The sequence below is a fragment of the Vibrio halioticoli NBRC 102217 genome (genome assembly GCF_000496695.1).
GTDB lineage: Bacteria > Pseudomonadota > Gammaproteobacteria > Enterobacterales > Vibrionaceae > Vibrio > Vibrio halioticoli.
On the sequence record NZ_BAUJ01000003.1, the window covers coordinates 164,019 to 185,269 of the forward strand.

The following is a 21,251-nucleotide window of genomic DNA, read 5'->3' on the forward strand; positions in this document are numbered from 1 at the left end:
AACAAGGAAGTAAGATGAAAAAACCGTTAATAGTATTGGCATGTATCATGCTATTTGGCTGCGTGGGCAAGCCGGAAAAAGTGGCCGCAGTTAAGGATTTTCAATTAGACCGCTATCTAGGTAAGTGGTATGAAATTGCGCGTTTGGACCATTCTTTTGAACGAGGAATGAATCAGGTCACTGCAACTTATTCAATGAAGGAAGACGGCGGAGTTCAGGTATTAAATCGCGGTTATTCTACCCAAGATAAAGAGTGGAAAAGTGCTGAAGGCAAAGCCTATTTTGTCGATTCTAGCGATGAGGGCTATTTAAAAGTGTCCTTCTTTGGCCCATTTTATGGCTCTTATATCGTCTTTGAACTTGAGAAAGAAAACTACGATTACGCTTTCATCTCAGGCCCTAATCATTCCTATCTATGGTTATTGTCTCGAACTCCTGAAGTGAGCGCCGAGATACAGCAGAAATTTAAAAGCCAAGCAGAAGAGCTTGGCTTTGATATCAGTCAATTAATTTGGGTCAAACAGACCGCAGATTAATATTCGTCAGGGTTCTGTGCGATAAACTCATGCAGCGTATCGATCATTGAGTTTGAACCAGTAAAGAACGGAACACGTTGGTGTAGTTCTGTTGGTTTAAGCTCCATGATGCGCTGTGTACCGTCAGTCGCTTTACCACCTGCTTGTTCCATCAAGAATGCAATTGGGTTGCACTCATAAAGAAGACGCAGTTTACCTTGAGGGTAAGAACGAGTGCTTGGGTACAAGAAGATGCCGCCCATTAGCAAGTTACGGTGGAAGTCTGATACTAGAGAACCGATATAACGAGAGGTATATGGACGTTTAGTTTCAGTGTCTTCTACTTGGCAATACTTGATGTATTTCTTCACACCTAGTGGGAATTTAGCGTAATTACCTTCGTTGATAGAGTAGATGAATCCATCTTGAGGAATCGTCATGTTTTCATGAGATAGGCAGAAAACACCAATTGAAGGGTCATACGTAAAGCCATGAACACCTGCACCTGTTGTGTAAACTAGCATGGTTGAAGAACCGTAGATTACATAACCAGATGCAACTTGCTCTGTACCAGGCTGAAGAAAATCTTCTTCTTGAGCTGGAGAGCCAATTGGCGAGATACGACGGTAGATCGAGAAGATAGTACCAACAGAAACATTCACATCAATGTTGCTTGAGCCATCCAGAGGATCCATCAACACAACATATTTAGCGTTTTGGTTTTGCTCTTTAGTAAAAGAAACCGCTTGGTCTTCTTCTTCACTTGCAATACCACACACTTGGTCACGAGCTTCAAGGGCAGCCTTAAAGTTATCGTTCGCAAATACGTCAAGTTTTTGCTGTGCTTCACCTTGAATATTTTCTGCGCCAGCAGCACCAGTGATATCAACAAGGCCAGCCTTATTGATCTCTCGGTTAACTAGCTTAGCAGCAAGACTGATAGAAGAGAGTAGTGACGATAATTCACCACTTGCAGCAGGAAAGTCATTCTGCTTCTCTACAATAAATTCACCTAGCGTTCTTAAATTGGACATGGGGGATTCCGTTTATTTGTATGACAAGTTCTTTTTTTAGGCAAATATACAGCACAAAACATATTAAGACACGCAAACTAACCGATCTATTTCACAATTTTCTGACTTTAATCACTTGGAATTGTATACGTTCGTGTCCAGAATCTAGTTAGAATCTCTTAATACGGCTTATTGGTGTGCTTAAAAAATAAAGCCACCGCGCAAGGATAACAGGAAAGTTATGCATATTCATATACTTGGCATTTGTGGCACCTTCATGGGAGGTGCTGCGGTATTGGCAAAACAACTGGGTCATAAAGTGACAGGCAGTGATGCCAATGTTTACCCTCCAATGAGCACTCTTTTAGAGTCAGAGGGCGTTGAAATTATTCAAGGCTATGATCCTCAGCAATTAGAACCGCGACCTGATCTTGTTGTCATTGGTAATGCAATGAGCCGTGGCAATCCATGTGTCGAGTATGTTCTAGACAATAATTTGAAATACACATCAGGCCCACAATGGCTACAAGATTTCTTACTGCAAGATCGCTGGGTGTTGGCTGTAGCTGGTACGCACGGTAAAACGACCACTTCAAGTATGCTGTCGTGGATTCTAGATGACTGTGGTTACGAGCCGGGATTTTTGGTCGGTGGTGTATTAGGTAACTTTGGTCAGTCAGCGCGCTTAGGTAAGAGTATGTTCTTTGTGGTTGAAGCCGATGAATATGACAGTGCCTTTTTTGATAAGCGCTCTAAATTTGTCCATTACCATCCACGCACTTTGGTGATGAATAACCTTGAGTTTGACCATGCGGATATTTTTGACGATTTGGAAGCGATCAAACGTCAGTTTCATCATCTGGTGAGAACCGTTCCGAGCAATGGGCGTATTTTGGCACCTGCCGATGACTCTGCTCTGAATGATGTGCTCTCTCGCGGCTGTTGGAGTGAGACTGAGTTTACGCATAAAGATTGGCAAGCGAATAAACTGCACGCTGATGGCAGTCATTTTGAAGTTTACTTTGAACAGAAAAAAGTTGGCGAGGTACAGTGGGATCTCGTGGGCGACCATAATGTGAATAATGCATTAATGGCCATCGCGGCGGCTCGTCATGTCGGTGTAGTACCTGATTTAGCGTGTGAAGCATTGGCTCGCTTTATTAATACCAAACGTCGCTTAGAGCTGAAAGGCGAAGTGCATGGGATTACGGTTTATGATGATTTTGCTCATCATCCAACCGCCGTTGAACTGACTCTTGATGGTTTACGTAACAAAGTGGGTGAACAAAGAATCTTAGCGGTATTAGAGCCGAGATCCAGCACCATGAAAATGGGGGTGCACAAAGACACATTGGCCGCTTCATTAGGTTTGGCCGATAAAGTGTATCTCTATCAGCCAGACACAATTCAATGGTCAGTGAAGGATGTGGCGAAGCAGTGCTTACAACCGACTTTTACTTCGGACTCTGTCGATGACATTGTTAAAGAGTTAGTGGCTGAGGCTCGCAGTGGCGATCATATTCTGATCATGAGTAATGGTGGCTTTGAAGGCATACACGGCAAACTGCTAGATGCCCTACAAACAGCAGGTAATTCATGCCAATAACACAACCAATAGACGCACAGCAAAAAAGCATCACTTTGGCGATGACCGGAGCATCGGGCGCTCCGTATGGTTTAGCCTTGCTGAAAAAACTATTGGCTGCGGATTATCGAGTTTATTTTTTGATTTCATCAGCAGCGCGAGTGGTATTAGCCACAGAGCACAACCTAAAGCTTCCGAGTGGCCCAGATGCCATTAAATCTGCGCTTGTAAAGCACCTAGAGTGCGATGAAGCTCAGCTGGTGGTGTGTGGCAAGGAAGATTGGTTTTCTCCAGTAGCATCGGGCTCAGCTGCCCCTAAGCAAATGATTGTTTGTCCTTGTTCGGCGGGCAGTCTTGCCTCTATTGCGCATGGCATGTCGGATAATCTTATCGAACGCGCTGCGGATGTGGTGCTTAAAGAGCGTGGACAATTGATCTTAGTGGTGCGAGAAACGCCATTTTCGACCTTACATTTAGAGAATATGCTCAAGCTGTCCAAGATGGGGGCAACCATTATGCCGGCCGCACCTGGTTTTTATCATCAGCCACAAACTATTGAAGACTTAGTGAACTTTATGGTAGCGCGGGTGCTCGACCATGTTGGGGTTGCGCAAGATTTAGTGCAGCCTTGGGGTTACGATAGACGTCAGTAATCTTATTTATCTAGGACTCAGAGCTTGCTCTGAGTCCTAGTTTGTTACGCCTTGCTAAAATTAATAAAAGCGAATGCCTACAAGTTTTCCTCTGCAAACTCTGCCAAGCGACTGCGCACCACACCGTTTAAATGCACATTGGCCGAACCTTCAAAGTTTTTAAAGCGCTCAACCATATAAGTCAGTCCCGATGTCACTGGGGTTAAATAGGGTGAATCTATTTGCGCTAAGTTTCCTGAGCAGACAATTTTCGTCCCCTCACCACAACGAGTGATGATGGTTTTTATCTGCGAAGCGGTCAGGTTTTGACACTCATCGAGTAACACAAAGGCATTTTGAATGGAGCGTCCACGCATAAAGTTGATGGATTTAAACTGAATATTGGCTTTCTCACAGATGTACCTGAGTGAGCCTTCAGTACAGTGATCGTTTTTATGCAGTGCTTCCAAGGTATCGGTGACAGCCGCCAACCATGGCAACATTTTCTCTTCTTCATTCCCGGGTAAAAAGCCAATCGATTCGCCAATTTCGGGAGTGTTGCGAGTGACGATGATTTTATCAAACATCTTTTGTTCAACAGACTGCTCCAATGCCGCCGCCATCGCCAATAGAGTTTTACCACTACCTGCCGCGCCCGTTAGAATAACTAAGTCGATATCTGGGTCGAGTAGGGCATTCAACGCCATGCCTTGATAGATGTTTTTCGGTTTAATGTCCCAAGCGCGACGACTCATTAATTTATCTCGTCCGAGATCTTTTAAGGTGATGGATTCTTCTTCAATGCGAGTGACACGAGTGGCAAAGTCGCTGTCGGTATCCAACACATACTGATTGATATACGGCTGTTCTATGGTTGATTGATGCACTAAATGATGGGTTTTTCCGGCTAATGCGATGGAGTTAACCTCATCGACTTTATCCCAAAAATTGCCCTCGCATTGGACGAAACCCTTGGTTAAATACTGCACGTCATCAATTAATTGGTCGGTGCGATAATCTTCAACGTAACGAACTCCTGCTCCCTTGGCTCGCAACCGCATATTGATGTCTTTAGTGACCAGAACCACATCTCGCGAAGCGCTCTTTTTTTGCAGATGGATAACCGCATTTAAAATTCGATTATCACCGGCTTTATCGGCAAATGCTTTCACCGTTTCGTGCAGTTCAAAGTCGGCCAATATGGATAAAGTGCCGGTTGATTTGGCTTCTGTGTTAAAGCAAATACCTTCTGATATTTGTTCAGGAGTGGCTTCTCGGAAAATATCTTCCAATGTGCGAATGGCAATGCGTGCATCACGAGCAACATCTCGTTTACTGTCTTTGATACGGTCGAGCTCTTCGAGTACCGTCATTGGGATGACGACGTCGTGTTCTTGAAAGGAAAAAATAGCGTGCGGTTCGTGAAGTAGGATGTTGGTGTCGAGTACAAAAATCTTACGTTTTCTATCACCCATAAGCGGCTCCTGTGCTTATTTGATGTTGTGAAACCTAAGTGTTCTCAATATTCAGTTTGATAGACCGATGAAGAGAGCACAACTAGATATCGTTAACCTCTTCTATTTTTAGTCTAGTTTAGTTTCATTTAGTTGACAGTTTGATTGCATGATTTATGCCCAGTATGTGTAAGGTTTTTCGTGCTCCTAATGCCGCAATGTACTATGATTACGCCCTTTTTCTGGCAGGAAACTTAGGTAAATTTGCTTAAATTTCTTCTACTATTGTTAGAGTTAAATTGATAAAGGGTTTTAGCTGAATGGCATTTGCGATTGGTCAACGTTGGATTAGTGATACAGAAAGTGATTTAGGGCTAGGAACGATAGTGGCAATTGATGCCCGAACGGTTACCTTAATGTTTGCCGCCTCGGAAGAAGAGCGACTGTATGCCATCAGCGATGCTCCAATCACGCGCGTTACTTTTGCGGTTGGTGATACCATTGAAGCGCATGAAGGTTGGTCACTTACCGTCACTGACGTGACAGAAGACAAAGGCGTACTTTGCTATACAGGTACCAGAGAAGATACCGGTGAGCAAGGCGTTGAGCTTAGAGAAATATTTTTAAGCCACCAAATTCGATTTAATAAACCGCAAGACAAACTGTTCACCGGACAAATTGACCGCATGGACAACTTTGTACTGCGTTATCACGCATTGAACAATCAATATAAGCAGCATAAAAGCCCTCTGCGTGGCCTTACCGGCATGCGTGCTGGCTTGATTCCTCATCAGCTATTCATTGCCCAAGAAGTTGGTCGTCGTTACGCACCACGTGTGTTATTGGCTGATGAAGTTGGTTTAGGTAAAACCATTGAAGCGGGCATGATCATCCATCAGCAAGTGTTGGCTGGTCGCGCTGAGCGAATTTTAATTGTTGTGCCAGAAACCCTGACTCACCAATGGTTGGTTGAGATGATGCGTCGTTTCAATCTGCATTTCTCAGTATTTGATGAAGAGCGCTGCATTGAAGCTTATGCAGATGCGGCCAATCCTTTCGATACTCAGCAATTAGTTTTGTGTTCATTGGACTTCTTAAAAAACAGCGCTAAACGTCATCAACAAGCGCTAGAAGCTGACTGGGATTTGCTGGTGGTTGACGAAGCTCACCACTTAGAGTGGAGTGTCGATGCGCCGAGTGCAGGCTATCTAGCGGTTGAATCTTTGGCTTCAAAAATACCTGCGGTATTACTGCTAACGGCTACCCCTGAGCAATTAGGTCGCGAGAGTCACTTTGCCCGTCTGCGCCTATTAGATCCTGATCGTTTTTATGATTATCAAAGCTTTGTCGATGAAGAAGACAATTACGCACCCGTTGCTGAGGCTGTAAGCCAGCTTCTGTCTGGGCAAGCATTGCCTAACGAGGCTAAAAATCAAATAACTGAGCTGTTGTCAGAACAAGATGTTGAGCCAATTTTTAAAGCGATCTCTGATGATCAGCATCCAGAGCAACAAGCGCTAGCCAGACAAGAACTGGTGGATAACTTAATGGATCGCCATGGCACGGGTCGCGTATTGTTCCGTAATACTCGTGCGGCAATTAAAGGTTTCCCTGAGCGCCGCGTACACTTATTACCAATGACAATGCCCGAGCAATACGTGCGCGCCATTAAAGTCTCTAAGATATTTAATGTTGATTTATCTTTAGAAAAACAAGCGGGCATCATGCTCTACCCAGAAGAGGTATTCCAAGAATTAGGTGACTCAGGTTCTTGGTGGCAGTTTGATAGCCGCGTGGATTGGTTGATTGAAAAAGTAAAAGAGAAACGTGCGGATAAGATCTTAGTGATCGCATCTAGAGCGACCACAGCACTACAACTCGAACAAGCATTACGTGAGCGTGAAGGTATTCGTGCAACGGTATTCCATGAGGGAATGTCGATTATTGAGCGCGATAAAGCGGCGGCCTATTTTGCCCAAGAAGACGGCGGTGCACAGGTGCTTATTTGTTCAGAAATCGGTTCTGAAGGTCGTAACTTCCAGTTTGCCAATCAGCTAGTGATGTTTGATTTACCATTTAACCCTGATCTTTTAGAGCAGCGTATTGGTCGCTTGGATCGCATCGGTCAGAACTCAGATATTGATGTGTTTGTACCTTATCTTGAAGGCAGCTCGCAAAGTGTATTAGCCCGTTGGTACAACGAAGGTTTAAATGCGTTTGCGGAAACCTGCCCAACTGGTCGCACGGTTTACGAGCAATTTGCTTATGAATTAACAGAAATGATTGCGACAGGTGATAGCTCAACGCTGGATGATGTGATTGCGCAATCAGTGAAAATTAATCAGCAGTTAAAACAAGACTTAGAGCATGGTCGTGACCGTTTGTTAGAGATGCACTCTAATGGTGGTGAGCGCGCGCAAGAATTAGTGGAAAAAATTGCGGCAAAAGACAATGACACTCAGTTTGTTAGCTTTGCCCTGAGCCTATTTGATTGCATAGGCTTGAACCAAGACGATAAGGGTGAAAACGCTCTTGTGGTTACCCCATCAGAGCATATGTTAGTGCCTAGCTATCCGGGGCTTCCTTATGACGGCGCTACGATTACTTTTGACCGTGATACTGCACTGTCTCGTGAAGACATGAACTTTATGTCTTGGGAGCACCCAATGATCCAAGGCGGTATTGATCTATTATTAAGTGAAGGGGTAGGCGCATCAGCGGTTTCTTTGTTAAAAAACAAAGCGCTACCCGTTGGTACTATGCTGTTAGAGTTGGTTTATCTAGTGGATGCACAAGCACCTAAGCGCAGTGGTATCGCTCGCTTTTTACCGCAGACACCGATTCGATTGATGTTAGATGGCAAAGGGAATGATCTTTCAGCGCAAGTTGAATTTGATAGCTTTAACCGTCAATTAAGCCCAATTAACCGTCATATGGCAAGTAAACTAGTGACTTCGGTACAAGCTCAAGTTCAAGCATTAATTACCAAAGGCGATGAAGTGATACTGCCTAAGCATGAGCAGGTGAAACAGCAAGCTAATGCTGAAATGAAAGCCAGTTTAAGTGCCGAACTTGAAAGATTGCTGGCACTAAAAGCGGTGAATCCAAATATTCGTGATGAAGAAGTTCAAGTTATTGAGCAGCAAATCACTGAATTAGAAGGTTTCATCTCTCAAGCTCAAATCCAGTTGGATTCATTGCGCTTGATCGTTGTTTCTCACAATTAGAGTGAAATAGAGCATGGCCATGATTGAGTACAATCCACCCACAACCCCTTGGATCGATATTGTGTACCAAGATGACTATATCTTGGTGGCAAATAAACCGGCAGGCTTACTGTCGGTTCCTGGACGAGAAGCAAAACACTACGACAGCTTATGGAGTCGTCTGGTGGTAGATTATCCAGAAATCCAAGTCGTGCATCGCTTAGACATGGCCACCTCTGGCTTGATGCTGTTTGCTCTAACTAAAGACGCAGAGCGACACATCAAGAAGCAGTTTCAATACCGTTTGACCCATAAAATCTACTACGCTCGTGTGTGGGGTGAGCTAGAAGAAAAAGAAGGCATAGTTGATCTGCCCCTAATCTGTGATTGGCCCAATCGACCAAGGCAGAAAGTGTGTACTCAAGATGGAAAACCGTCGCGCACTGACTACCAAAAAGTTCAGCAAGAAGCGCAAACCTGTATTGTACGTTTGTTGCCAATTACCGGACGCTCCCATCAGTTACGTGTGCATATGAGTGAAATGGGACACGCTATTGTCGGCGATGAATTCTATGCAGAGGGTGAGGCAAGGGCGTTTTCCGAGCGCTTACAATTGCATTCGACCGAGCTGAGTTTTTATCATCCAAAAGACAATAAATTAGTCAGTATGTTTGTGCCATGTGACTTTTATCCTGAGGCAAAACCGTTAGTATTAGAGCTCTATTTAGCTGAGCCTGAGTTACCTGATTACAAAACTCTGCCTAAACATTAAGGATTTTGCATGTCACAGTCGTTACCTAACGTTGTCTTTTTAGATAGGGCAACTATTCCTGCGCACGTTCCATTTCGCACACTGAATTTTCCTCATCATTGGGTTGAGTACGATTACACTTCAGCGCAGCAGGTCGAGGAGCGCATACAAGGTGCTGATATTGTCATTAGTAACAAGGTTGTCTTGAGCGCAGATATTTTAAAGAAACAGCCACAGATCAAGTTGATCGCTGTGTCAGCAACGGGCACTAATAACGTGGATCTTGATTACTGTCGCCAGCAACAAATCGCAGTGTGCAATATTCAGGGTTACGCCACTCAATCTGTACCAGAGCATGTGATCGCCATGATCTTTGCTTTAAAGCGCAATCTATTTGCCTATCATCAAGATATTGCCAATGGTGTTTGGCAACAGGATAAACAGTTTTGTTTCTTTACCCATCCCATTAATGATATTGCAGGTTCAACAATTGCGATTATGGGAAGTGGTAACTTAGGGCAAGGGGTGGCGACTTTAGCGCGCGCTTTAGGTATGCAGGTGATCTTTGCTGGTCGTAAAGGTGAACAGCAAAGTAAGCAAGGTTACGTGCCTTTTACTGATGCACTGCAACAAGCGGATATCGTTTCTTTGCACTGTCCATTAACCGAATCTACTACTAATCTGATTGGGCTTGATGAACTTAAATTGATGAAATCGACCGCGGTGCTGATAAATACGGGACGTGGTGGCTTAGTCAATGAGTCTGACTTAGTCGAAGCACTTAAATCTGGTGAGATTTCTGGCGCAGGGGTGGATGTGTTTACTCAAGAACCGGCAGATAACTCGAATCCGCTATTAGCCAATATCTCATTACCTAACTTGTTATTAACCCCTCACGTGGCTTGGGGCAGTGATTCTGCTCTTAATCGCTTAGTGAGTATTTTGTTCGATAATATTGAACAATTTATGGCGGGAAAACACAGCAATCGAGTGGTTTAGCCTGTTACTGCTTAAAAAGATAAAGCACCACTGATGGGTGCTTTATCCATTCTTCTATCAGCCTTGTGGTTTAATCACTAACACGTTCACAGGCGAGTTATGTACGACTTTGGTTGCCACTGAACCTAGTACCACATTATCAATCCTTGAACGCTTATGGCTTGGCATTACAATCAGGTCAGCACCGAGCTTTTCTGCATAGTCAATGATAGTTGCATAAGGTTTGCCTTCGGCGATATGCACATGGTAAACCAACTCAGGGTCAATAAACTTATCTGCGAAACTGCGTAATTGTGCATCAACATCTTTCTTCATATCTTTAATCGCATCTTGTGGAAAATAAGTTGCGACCATGGACATATGAATTCCAGGTAATACGTTTAGAAGATGCAGTTGTGCGTTACTTTGTTTAGCATGCCAAATGGCCGCTTTTAATGCTTTGTCACTGAAGCCTTTTTCATTTAAGTCAACGGGAACTAAGATCTGTTTATACATGAGAAATGCTCTTGAGATTGCGTCGTGTCTATTGCCCCATAGAGCAGACTATGGGGCATTGAGCGAAATCAAATTAAGTGGTGATAGACTCTCTAGTTACGCGTCGTTTTTGATTTAAGCCCATTAATATCACTAAAATAAGCGCAGGCAAGAACACCCACTCTTTCATCGGGCGCTCAGCTTTTTGGATGATATGTTGAATTTGCCAATCAAAATCGATCCCAGAAGCTTCGGCAGGACTGCCAAACTCCACCATATCAACGATGACATTATCATCATTGTGAGACAGCATTAAGCCCATTGATGAGATGCGATCTTCAGCAGATACAGCATTATCGTCAAAAGGCAGGCGCACTGTTTTAGCAATGAACTTTCCTTCAATGTTTTCACCGGCCACTCGCATTTCCAGTGTTTGCCCTACAGGCATTTTCTGTACTACTTGCGAGATTTCTGAGGCGGGCACTTCTATTTTGGCTGGGTAGATTTGATCCCACCAAAAACCTGGTCGGAAGAAGGTGAAGGTCAGTAACAATAAAGCGATGGTTTCCCACCATTTATTTTTAGTAAACCACCATCCTTGCGTGGCAGCAGAAAACAGCAACATAGCGGTGATGGCAGAAAGCACCGTAAGTAATAAGTGCCACCAACTGTCGATCCCCATCATTAGTAGTTGAGTATTAAAGATAAACATAAACGGCAAAATTGCAGTACGTATATCGTAAGTAAAACCCTGAATACCAGTGCGAATCGGATCGGATTTAGCAATTGCGGCCGCAGCAAAAGCGGCTAAACCGACAGGCGGTGTATCATCGGCAAGAATACCGAAATAGAACACAAACAAGTGCACGGCAATAAGTGGAATGATCAGCCCGTGAGCGGCACCTAGGGTGACGATAACCGGAGCCATCAAGGTAGAGACCACTATGTAGTTTGCGGTAGTTGGTAGTCCCATGCCGAGAATTAAACTGATAATGGCAGTAAATAGAAGCATCATAATGATGTTGCCACCAGAGATGAACTCGACGAAGTCAGTCATCACTAAGCCAATACCGGTAAGGGTCACTACGCCCACTACAATACCTGCCGCCGCCGTTGCTACGCCAATGCCTATCATATTACGAGCGCCAGATACTAAAGCTTCCAGTAGATCGTGTACGCCCAGTTTGAAGGCGGCAAAGGTGTTGTTTTGCTTGTTAAACAGATCCATCAGTGGACGCTGAGTCAGCAAGACAAAAATCATAAATACACTGGCCCAAAATGCCGATAAACCCGGAGAAAAGCGTTCTACGGTTAAGCACCAAACAAGCACTACGATAGGCAGTAAAAAATGCAGTCCTGATTTTACCGTAGGGCCAACATCTGGAATTTCTGTTAGCTCTGGGTCCATTTCAGCGTGTTCTTGATAGCGAGATGACACTCGAACAAGGCCAACATAGCTCAGCAATAACGCCACGGTCACAATAGGCGTTGCGGCGGCGCCAAACACATCTTTGGTCCAGCCAATGCCGTAATATACCGCAGCACTGATGACGCATAAGCCTAAAATGGTGCCGATAAAGGAAGTAAGGCTTTGCAGTTTGGTTGGAGTATGTCGGCGTGGCAGTCCTTGCATTCCTGCTTTGCAGGCTTCCAGATGCACAATGTAGATAAGAGCAATGTAGGAGATTAATGCAGGTAAGAGCGCCGCTTTAATCACTTCGACATAGGATATTCCGACGTATTCCACCATCAGAAACGCCGCCGCGCCCATAATGGGTGGCGTCAGCTGACCATTGGTTGAAGCGGCAACTTCTACCGCGCCCGCTTTGGTGCCCGGAAAGCCCACTCGCTTCATCAGTGGAATGGTGAAAGTCCCCGTAGTGACTACGTTTGCAATGGAAGAGCCAGAGACTAAACCTGAAAGTCCAGAGGCGACGACAGCCGCTTTGGCTGGGCCTCCGCGCATATGACCAAGCAATGAGAAGGCCACTTTAATGAAGTAAGCGCCTGCTCCTGCGCGCTCTAGCATGGCGCCAAACAATACAAACAGGAAAACAAAGGAGGTAGAAACGCCCAGTGCAATGCCGAAAACCCCTTCGGTTGTCAGCCATAAATGCGACATCGCTTTGTTTAAGCTCGCCCCTTTATGTGCAATAACATCTGGCATATGTGGACCACCAAAGGTGTACAGTAGAAATACTGCGGCTACCACCATCAGTGGTGGACCTAATGCGCGACGTGTTGCTTCCAGTAGCAATACCATTCCGGTTACAGCGGCCACAATATCAAAAGAAGTGGGTGCGCCAGAGCGTCCTGCGAGTTGGGTGTAAAACAGATAGATATAAGCGGCCGATAAGCTACCGACTAACGCCAGAACCCAATCAACGACAGGAATTCTGTCGCGAGGTGAGCGTTTCATTGCCGGGTAAGCGGTAAAGGCTAAGAAGATAGCGAAGGCTAAGTGAATAGAACGAGCCTCAGTATCATTTAATATGGCGAAGTTGAAAATAAACGGCAGTGGTGATGCATACCAAAGCTGGAATAGTGACCAGCACAAAGGTACAAACCAGAGAATTTTTCCAGCAATTCCGAAGGGATTACGTGCTCCCGTATCGGCTTGCGCGACGATATCTTGGGCTTCTTGAGACGGAGTCGTTGAATGTGTCATTAGTGTATCCTAATTCTGTTGACGCAGGCGGGCTAAGAGCTGTGATTGGTATCACCAATAGTTCTAGAGCAAGCCGAAATACTAGCCAATAAAAATTACAATATAGAAAGGTACTGCCAAGTTGTGGCAAATAAAAAGTCCCACCTGAAAGGGGGCATTGACTAGTGGGGATGGTGTTTCCCAATACTACAAATAGGTTGAAAAGGAGGCCGAAGCCTCCTCATACCAATCGCAATAATTAAGTGATTGGTATTATGGTCAGCTACTTACTTAAGTAGGCCGACTTCTTTGTAGTACTTCACTGCACCTGGGTGAAGTGGAATGGAAATACCATCTTTTACCATGTTTTCTTTTTTCAAATTAGCGAAAGCAGGGTGTAGACGTTTGAAGGTATCAAAGTTCTCAAATACCCCTTTTGCCACGGTATAAGCAACTTCATCAGAAACGTCCGATGTGGTTACCATAGTTGCTGCAACACCGAAGCTTTTCACGTCAATGTCTGTACCACGATACATGCCAGCCGGAACTGTGCTAAATGCGTAGTATGGGTTGTCAGCAACGATCTTGTCGATCTGTGGGCCAGTCGCAGGGACCAGTTTTGCATTACAAGAGGTTGTTGCTTCTTTGATAGAGCCATTTGGGTGACCTACCATGTAGATGAATGCATCAATCTTGTTATCACAAAGTGCTTGTGAACGCTCAGAACCTTTTAGCTCAGAAGCCAGTTTAAAGCTGTCGTTAGTCCAGCCCATTGCGTCCATTACAACACTCATAGTTGCACGGTCACCAGAGCCAGGGTTACCAATGTTGACACGCTTGCCAGCTAGGTCAGAAACGTTGTTAATACCAGAATCTTCGCGTGCGATTATATTAAAAGGTTCGGTATGAAGGGAGAATACCGCACGTAGTTTCTTGTATGGGCCTTGCTCAGAAAACTTGCTAGTACCGTTGTAGCCGTGGAACTGCCAATCAGACTGTACGATACCAAAATCAAGCTCACCAGAGCGAAGAGTGTTGACGTTGTAAATAGAACCGCCAGTGGATTCCACTGAACAACGAATGCTGTGATCGTTGCGATCTTTGTTAACTAACTTACAGATAGCGCCGCCAGTTGGGTAATAAACACCCGTTACTGAGCCTGTACCGATAGTAATGAACTCTTGAGCAGAAACAACGCTTGCACCCATAACTGCAGCTGCAATCGCGCCAAACTTAATTGCTTTCTTAAATGCCATGATGTTTTCTTCCTTATGTCCATGATCATACCAACAGCCTTCTATGTGCTGTTGAGGTTTCCTGTATGGAAACGGCATCTTTTTCAACTCCTACAATGCCCATAGCACTTAAATGACGTTATTTTTATCGATCTTGTCGCATCTTTTAAGCGTAGTTCTCTTTAAAGAAACGCTCAACATAACATCAATAGTGATAGGGGATTTGTTGAAAAAGTGTCTGCATCATATCAAAAAACAACCAGAAATAGGGTGCATAGCAAGATTGACAGTACAAAATCAGTTGCTTATGCGATTAATTTAAAAGGTTATTTTCAATAAAAGTCTTTATAAACAGTTACTTATGGTTTTTGCGGTCAATAAGGAGTATTTTATAAGGATGTGATCGTTCTCACAGCCTGAAAATCAGGCTGTGTTAGTGGAAAAATTATATTTTATCCAACGTATTCAAAGAGTTCGCAAACAGAGTCGAAGAGTTGTTTGGTGTCAATTTCTAGGGTTGGGGTAATGAAGATGGTGTCATCGCCAGCGACAACGCCAAGAATGCCTTCCGACTTACCTAGAGAGTCAAGCAGTCGAGCAATCAGTTGCGCACCGGCAGGGCCAGTATGGATAACAACAAGCGCATTGTTGTAGTCGATGCTTAAGACTAATTCACGCAATGAGCTTGATACTGTTGGTACTCCAAGCTCTGCTGGCAAGCAATAAACCATTTCCATTTTGGCATTGCGAGTTCGAACAGCACCAAACTTGGTGAGCATGCGCGAGACTTTAGATTGATTGATATTGTCAAACCCTTCGAGCTTTAGTGCTTCAACAATCTCACTTTGTGAGCCGAAACGTTCTTGTTTCAAAAGGGATTTGAACTCGCGGACTAAATGGTCCTGTTTTTCGCTGTTTCGCATTACTTGTTCCACATATTATTGATTTTATGTTTACTGGAGAGCTTTACCTCAGTCAGTACAGTGTCTCATAGAACGGGATCATTCCCAAGTAATGGGATTGTTACTCGATAAAAACCTCTTATTTAGTGTGTCAATTCGTGATGAAGGGCAGGCATTAGCAGGAATAGAGGTGCGATGAGTGAGTAAGGTCGCAAAGGTGTGGTTGCGTAATTGTAAATGCAAAGTAAATATTATAATTTCAGGCTTAATATATCACGGAACAAAACTACCTCTAAATTATCCAAGGAGAACACAATGAAAGTCGCTGTTATCGGAGCTGCTGGTGGTATTGGACAAGCACTAGCCCTACTATTGAAAAACAACCTTCCTGCTGGTTCAGATCTAGCTCTTTATGACATTGCACCTGTAACTCCTGGCGTTGCTGCTGATCTTGGTCATATACCAACTCCAGTAACTGTTTCTGGTTTCTCAGGGGAAGATCCAACACCCGCATTGGTCGATGCAGATGTTGTATTAATCTCGGCAGGTGTAGCTCGTAAACCGGGTATGGATCGTGAAGATCTATTCAATGTAAATGCTGGTATTGTCAAATCATTAGCAGAAAAGATCGCAGTGGTTTGCCCAACAGCATGCATCGGTATTATCACCAACCCAGTCAACACAACCGTAGCAATTGCGGCTGACGTACTGAAAAAAGCTGGTGTATACGATAAGCGTCGCTTATTTGGTGTGACAACTTTGGATGTGATTCGCTCTGAAACGTTTGTCGGTCAATTGAAAGGACTTGATCCAACCAAAGTTAATGTACCTGTTATTGGTGGCCACTCTGGTGTGACGATTCTTCCTCTCCTTTCTCAAATTGAAGGTGTGGAATTTACCAGTGAAGAAGTTTCTTGGTTAACTATTCGTATCCAAGATGCGGGCACTGAGGTTGTTGAAGCAAAAGCCGGCGGTGGTAGTGCAACCTTGTCAATGGGGCAAGCAGCTTGTCGCTTTGGTCTATCATTGGTACGCGCACTGCAAGGTGAATCTAATATCGTTGAATGTGCTTATGTTGAAGGCCGAGGCGAACATACGCGATTCTTTGCTCAGCCTGTGAAGTTGGGTAAAGAGGGTGTTGAAGAAATATTAGATTATGGCGAGCTGAGTGATTTTGAAAGATCCTCTTTAGACGGTATGTTGGAAACATTGTCTAACGATATCAGTAAAGGCGAAGCATTCGCTAAATAGCGGTTGGCTGACTTGTTTTAGGACGGGACAAATTGGATACGAGAAGCGGATCATGATGATCCGCTTTTTTATTTGTTAGATGTCGTATTTGTGATCGGCGCTAAACATGATTAATGCAAAGAGCGATTACTTGCTGCGTTTAACGGCAAGGTGCGCCAGTGCTTCAAGCGCTTGTTTTTCAGGGGAGTCAGCCAGTTTCGTTAAAGCGGCAATCGCTTTATCGGCTTCCTGATTCGCCACTTTAGTGGTGTATTCTAACGCGCCAGTTTGATGCATAGCCGCTAAAATGTCATCGAGTCGATCCATTCCGTTGGCTTTTTCAATGGCTTCAACAATCATCTCTCTTTGTTCCTGTGAGCCATTCTGCATAGCGTACAGCAACGGAAGGGTAGGTTTACCCTCTGCTAGGTCATCACCCACGTTCTTACCCATCTCTTTGCCGTCAGCGGTGTAATCTAATACATCATCAATGAGCTGGAATGCGGTGCCAAGATGGCGACCGTAGGTTTGCATGGCTGTTTCCATTTCAGGGCCTGCTTCTGCCAAAATAGCCGATAACTGAGAGGCAGATTCAAACAGGCGTGCGGTTTTAGAGTAGATCACCTGCATGTAGCTTTCTTCTGTTGTTGAGGCATCGTTGCAATTCATTAATTGCTGAACTTCACCTTCAGCGATGACGTTTACCGCTTCACTCATTAGCTCAAGGATCCTCAAAGATCCTAAGCTAGTCATCATTTGGAAAGAGCGAGTGTAAATATAATCACCGACCAATACGCTAGGTGCATTACCAAAAGCGGCATTTGCGGTTTCTTTGCCGCGTCGCATATCGGATTCGTCTACCACATCATCGTGTAACAAAGTTGCCGTATGGATGAATTCAATGAACGCAGCTGCCGTAATATGACCTTCACCTTGGTAGCCTAACGCACGAGCTGATAGGAGCGTGATGAGAGGGCGCAGACGCTTTCCGCCACCACTGACAATGTAGTAACCCAGTTGATTAATCAGAGTGACCTCTGAGTTTAATTGGGCTTGGATTGTTTGATCTACTTTTGCCATGTCATCGGCAGTGAGGTCCTGGATAGCACTAAAGTCCATGATACTTCCGGTTTTGAGTTGCTACAAAGGGGTAGCTAAGATGATAATTAATGTCGAATTTTACACTAAAAAACGTTGCTAAATACAGCTGTAAAAGGCATCATTCTCACACTTTTATGTGGCGATTATCTTTTCGCCTATTTTTTTAAAATATGGCTTGTTTTATGTGATGCGTTCACGTAGAATCTGCGCCCTATTGATAAATTAGTTAGCGCACACCCAAACTGCCCAAAACAGGCAAAGGCTGTGCGGAAAAAGCGGAGTAAAATATGTACGCTGTTTTCCAATCTGGTGGTAAACAACACCGTGTAAGCGAAGGCCAAACTCTTCGTTTAGAGAAATTGGACGTTGAAACTGGTGCAACTGTTGAGTTTGACTCAGTTCTTATGATCGCAAACGGTGAAGAAATCACTGTTGGTGCTCCTCTTGTAGAGGGCGGTAAAGTTGTAGCTGAAGTGGTTAAGCACGGTCGTGGCGATAAAGTAAAAATCGTTAAGTTCCGTCGTCGTAAGCACTCTCGTAAGCAACAAGGTCATCGTCAGTGGTTCACTGAAGTGAAGATCACTGGCATTAACGCTTAAGTTTTAGGAGAGTTAAACAATGGCACACAAAAAAGCTGGCGGTTCTACTCGTAACGGTCGCGATTCAGAAAGCAAACGCCTAGGTGTTAAGCGTTTTGGTGGCGAATCAGTTCTAGCGGGTAACATCATCGTTCGTCAACGTGGTACTAAATTCCACGCTGGTAACAACGTTGGTATCGGTAAAGACCACACTCTTTTCGCTCTTACTGAAGGTAAAGTGAAATTTGAAGTTAAAGGTCCTAAGAACCGTAAATTTGTAAGCATCGATTCTGAGTAATTATTACTTAGAACAAGCTGAATTCAAAAGCCCTGCCAATTAGGCGGGGTTTTTTATTTTATAGGTACTCGGTTTCTTGGTCCTGGGTCCTAGAGATGATATCGGTCTCTTATGATGATTGATAACCCCTAGGGTCTAGCACCCAGATACCTAGAACCAAACACAATTGGATCTGCTACATTTGATCCAGTCGGGTATTCACACCAATACGGAGTGAGAAATGAAATTCGTAGATGAAGCAACAGTAAAGGTAGAAGCGGGTGATGGCGGTAACGGCATCGTAAGTTTCTGGCGTGAAAAGTTTATTACAAAAGGTGGTCCTGATGGGGGCGATGGCGGCGACGGTGGTGATATCTACCTTGAAGCTGACGAAAACCTTAACACACTGATTGATTACCGTTTCCAGCGCTTCTACGCCGCTGATCGTGGTGAGAATGGTCGTGGTGGTAATTGTACCGGTAAACGTGGTAAAGATTTGACGCTTAAAGTGCCAGTGGGTACTCGCGCCGTTGATATTCATACCAATGAAACCGTCGGTGAAGTGGCTGAACACGGCAAAAAAGTCATGATCGCGAAAGGTGGCTGGCACGGCTTAGGTAACACGCGCTTCAAGTCATCAGTGAACCGCGCACCTCGTCAAAAGACAATGGGTACCAAAGGCGAGGTTCGTGAACTTCGTTTAGAGCTATTGCTGTTAGCTGACGTAGGTATGCTTGGCTTGCCAAACGCAGGTAAATCTACTTTTATTCGCTCAGTTTCTGCGGCTAAACCAAAGGTAGCGGATTATCCGTTTACCACACTTATTCCTAGCTTAGGCGTAGTCAGTGTGGTTCCGGAGAAAAGCTTCGTAGTTGCTGATATTCCTGGACTTATCGAAGGCGCAGCTGATGGCGCAGGCCTTGGTATTCGCTTCTTGAAGCACTTGGAACGTTGTCGCGTGCTACTGCATATGATCGACATCATGCCGATCGATGAAAGTGATCCAGTGCAAAATGCATTGACCATTATCGATGAACTTGAGCAGTACAGTGAGAAGTTGCTGAACAAGCCACGTTGGTTAGTCTTTAACAAAGTGGATCTTATGCCAGAAGATGAAGCGAACGAAAAGATCCAAGAGATCTTGGATGCGCTTGGTTGGGAAGATCAATACTTTAAAGTGTCTGCAATCAACAAGCAGGGTACTAAAGAGTTATGTTACAAGCTGGCTGACTTCATGGACAATCTACCTCGCGAAGCGGAAGAGATTGAAGAAGAAGACAAAGTTGACTTCATGTGGGATGACTACCACAAAGATGCTATGTCAGGTAGCAATGTAGTGACTGAAGATGACGATGATTGGGACGACGATGAAGAAGATGATGGCCACGTAATCTACGTACGTGATTAGTATCTTCTATAGACAATCATTTGATTTATAAACATAATAAAAAGAGCCTTGAATTTCTATTCAGGCTCTTTTTTTATTTGGCTGTACAGTTTCATCTCAAGGATATGAGAGTATGTATCTGAACAAGAAAATTTCTGATCTTGACGCGTTTATTTTTGCTCGTTATCGCATCGTACACGGCATTCGTATTGCAGTTGCGTTTGTTTCCACACTGATTGTCACCTCCTATTTTGCGCTACCTGAGCGTTCTTGGATCTTGATTACATTATTTGTGGTTATCGGTCCTATGTCTTATCTCGGCAACGTATTACCACGAGCATGGCACCGAGTGCTAGGCACAACTATTGGTGCTGTTTCAGGGATTTTAGGTCTGGCGATGAGTCAGCACTCTATGCTGTTGATGTATCTATGGTGCTCTATTGTGATCTTCCTCAGTGGTTACTTTGCTTTAGGAAAGAGACCTTATGTAGGGATTCTAATAGGTATCACGTTGGCGGTAACAGTAGGTTCTTCGAATACGCATATTGATGTTGCTGTGTGGCGCGGTTTAGATGTGACTCTTGGTTGTATCATTGCGGTATTATTTTGTCTTATTCACCCGCAACGAGCTTTTATACATTGGCGTTTACGTACCGCCAATACATTGACTAACTTCTCTAAAGTTTATCATCTTTCATACTCTCCCAATGTATTAGAAAAGCCTAGTTTAGAGCCTTATCAAAGCATCATCATGAAAGAAATGGCGGTGATTAACACCCTTATTTCCCCCTCGGTAAAAGAAACCAAACTGAAACGTCAGTTACTGGACGCCATTAACAATCAAATGCGAAATCTATTAAATACCATAGGGTTACTCAACCACTCTTATTGGAGTGATAGAGAAAGTCATTTGAATATGTTGTGGTCTAAGCCTTTGAATAGTTGTCAGAAGCAGATAGAACAAGAGTTGCAAGACCTTGCCTATTTAGTGGAAAAGGGCGAGATTCGAGGCGGTTTGAATGTGCAAGGTATCGATGAGATTACCCGAGAACTGAAAAGCAATATCGCCGAGTTGGGCGGTGAAGAGTCTAACATTTATGGGTATGTATGGCTTAACTTGAAGTTAATTGAAGATCTAGGGGATTTAAAGAAACTGCTTGTTTTAGCCTTAAACCTCTCACAAGAGCACTAATGATATTTTTATATGCAATAGTGGTTGTTTTTAATCAATTAAAATTCAATTACGGGTATAGTTTTTTAAGTAA

General features: G+C 44.1%; 18 protein-coding genes. 11 read left to right on the forward strand and 7 right to left on the reverse strand.

Annotated elements, in window-relative coordinates; genetic code table 11:
* Positions 1-14 precede the first annotated feature (14 nt).
* Positions 15-536, forward strand: a complete 522-nt coding sequence (locus VHA01S_RS01005; RefSeq protein ID WP_023402491.1) for a lipocalin family protein — start codon at positions 15-17, stop codon at positions 534-536.
* Here VHA01S_RS01005 and fbp read toward each other — a convergent pair.
* Positions 533-1,549 (reverse strand): class 1 fructose-bisphosphatase, encoded by a 1,017-nt coding sequence (gene fbp, locus VHA01S_RS01010; protein ID WP_023402492.1) that lies wholly within the window; start codon positions 1,547-1,549, stop codon positions 533-535. The two genes, VHA01S_RS01005 and fbp, sit on opposite strands and share 4 nt — an antisense overlap.
* A gap of 220 nt (positions 1,550-1,769) precedes the next feature.
* Here fbp and mpl point away from each other — a divergent pair, with 220 nt between their 5' ends.
* Together mpl and VHA01S_RS01020 are read left to right on the forward strand one after the other, a co-directional pair.
* A complete protein-coding gene (mpl, locus tag VHA01S_RS01015) occupies positions 1,770-3,134 on the forward strand; it encodes a UDP-N-acetylmuramate:L-alanyl-gamma-D-glutamyl-meso-diaminopimelate ligase (RefSeq protein ID WP_023402493.1) in 1,365 nt (454 codons plus the stop codon).
* Positions 3,125-3,766 carry a flavin prenyltransferase UbiX gene (locus VHA01S_RS01020; protein ID WP_023402494.1) on the forward strand — a complete coding sequence of 214 codons (642 nt, stop codon included), beginning with the start codon at positions 3,125-3,127 and terminating at the stop codon, positions 3,764-3,766. The genes mpl and VHA01S_RS01020 overlap by 10 nt, the downstream gene beginning before the upstream one ends.
* A gap of 77 nt (positions 3,767-3,843) precedes the next feature.
* On the opposite strand, the gene VHA01S_RS01025 is transcribed toward VHA01S_RS01020, so the two are convergent.
* On the reverse strand, positions 3,844-5,220 hold the full coding sequence (locus tag VHA01S_RS01025; RefSeq protein ID WP_023402495.1) for a PhoH family protein: 1,377 nt from the start codon (positions 5,218-5,220) through the stop codon (positions 3,844-3,846).
* Positions 5,221-5,519: 299 nt separating this feature from the next.
* Here VHA01S_RS01025 and rapA point away from each other — a divergent pair, with 299 nt between their 5' ends.
* The 3 genes from rapA to VHA01S_RS01040 are packed head-to-tail and all read left to right on the forward strand — an operon-like array spanning position 5,520 to position 10,155.
* Positions 5,520-8,426, forward strand: a complete 2,907-nt coding sequence (gene rapA, locus VHA01S_RS01030) for an RNA polymerase-associated protein RapA (protein WP_023402496.1) — start codon at positions 5,520-5,522, stop codon at positions 8,424-8,426.
* 13 nt (positions 8,427-8,439) lie between these two features.
* The gene (gene rluA, locus VHA01S_RS01035; RefSeq protein WP_023402497.1) at positions 8,440-9,177 is read left to right on the forward strand and encodes a bifunctional tRNA pseudouridine(32) synthase/23S rRNA pseudouridine(746) synthase RluA; all 738 of its coding nucleotides are present in this window, start codon (positions 8,440-8,442) and stop codon (positions 9,175-9,177) included.
* A 9-nt stretch (positions 9,178-9,186) separates the two neighbouring features.
* Positions 9,187-10,155, forward strand: a complete 969-nt coding sequence (locus VHA01S_RS01040) for a D-2-hydroxyacid dehydrogenase (RefSeq protein WP_023402498.1) — start codon at positions 9,187-9,189, stop codon at positions 10,153-10,155.
* Positions 10,156-10,212: 57 nt separating this feature from the next.
* Here VHA01S_RS01040 and VHA01S_RS01045 read toward each other — a convergent pair whose 3' ends face one another.
* The 4 genes from VHA01S_RS01045 to argR all read right to left on the reverse strand — a co-directional run bounded on the left by VHA01S_RS01045 (position 10,213) and on the right by argR (position 15,434).
* Entirely contained in the window at positions 10,213-10,650 is a 438-nt protein-coding gene (locus VHA01S_RS01045; protein ID WP_023402499.1) for a universal stress protein, read from the reverse strand.
* Between the two features lie 73 nt (positions 10,651-10,723).
* Positions 10,724-13,297 carry a TRAP transporter permease gene (locus tag VHA01S_RS01050; RefSeq protein WP_023402500.1) on the reverse strand — a complete coding sequence of 858 codons (2,574 nt, stop codon included), beginning with the start codon at positions 13,295-13,297 and terminating at the stop codon, positions 10,724-10,726.
* Positions 13,298-13,563: 266 nt separating this feature from the next.
* Complete coding sequence (locus VHA01S_RS01055; protein WP_023402501.1) at positions 13,564-14,532, reverse strand: TAXI family TRAP transporter solute-binding subunit; 969 nt, start codon at positions 14,530-14,532, stop codon at positions 13,564-13,566.
* A 431-nt stretch (positions 14,533-14,963) separates the two neighbouring features.
* Positions 14,964-15,434 (reverse strand): transcriptional regulator ArgR, encoded by a 471-nt coding sequence (argR, locus tag VHA01S_RS01060; RefSeq protein ID WP_023402502.1) that lies wholly within the window; start codon positions 15,432-15,434, stop codon positions 14,964-14,966.
* Between the two features lie 294 nt (positions 15,435-15,728).
* Between argR and mdh the strand changes: the two genes are divergently transcribed.
* Positions 15,729-16,664, forward strand: a complete 936-nt coding sequence (mdh, locus tag VHA01S_RS01065) for a malate dehydrogenase (RefSeq protein ID WP_023402503.1) — start codon at positions 15,729-15,731, stop codon at positions 16,662-16,664.
* A gap of 126 nt (positions 16,665-16,790) precedes the next feature.
* Here the strand turns inward: mdh and ispB are convergent, their stop codons facing one another.
* Entirely contained in the window at positions 16,791-17,762 is a 972-nt protein-coding gene (ispB, locus tag VHA01S_RS01070; RefSeq protein ID WP_023402504.1) for an octaprenyl diphosphate synthase, read from the reverse strand.
* Positions 17,763-18,031: 269 nt separating this feature from the next.
* Here ispB and rplU point away from each other — a divergent pair, with 269 nt between their 5' ends.
* The 4 genes from rplU (at position 18,032) to VHA01S_RS01090 (ending at position 21,178) form a co-directional block, all read left to right on the forward strand.
* Positions 18,032-18,343 carry a 50S ribosomal protein L21 gene (gene rplU / locus VHA01S_RS01075; RefSeq protein ID WP_017029047.1) on the forward strand — a complete coding sequence of 104 codons (312 nt, stop codon included), beginning with the start codon at positions 18,032-18,034 and terminating at the stop codon, positions 18,341-18,343.
* A gap of 19 nt (positions 18,344-18,362) precedes the next feature.
* Positions 18,363-18,620: a 50S ribosomal protein L27 gene (gene rpmA / locus VHA01S_RS01080; protein ID WP_017029046.1), complete on the forward strand. Its 258-nt coding sequence runs from the start codon at positions 18,363-18,365 to the stop codon at positions 18,618-18,620.
* 220 nt (positions 18,621-18,840) lie between these two features.
* Complete coding sequence (gene cgtA / locus VHA01S_RS01085) at positions 18,841-20,007, forward strand: Obg family GTPase CgtA (RefSeq protein ID WP_023402505.1); 1,167 nt, start codon at positions 18,841-18,843, stop codon at positions 20,005-20,007.
* 112 nt (positions 20,008-20,119) lie between these two features.
* The gene (locus VHA01S_RS01090; protein WP_023402506.1) at positions 20,120-21,178 is read left to right on the forward strand and encodes an FUSC family protein; all 1,059 of its coding nucleotides are present in this window, start codon (positions 20,120-20,122) and stop codon (positions 21,176-21,178) included.
* Positions 21,179-21,251 lie beyond the last annotated feature (73 nt).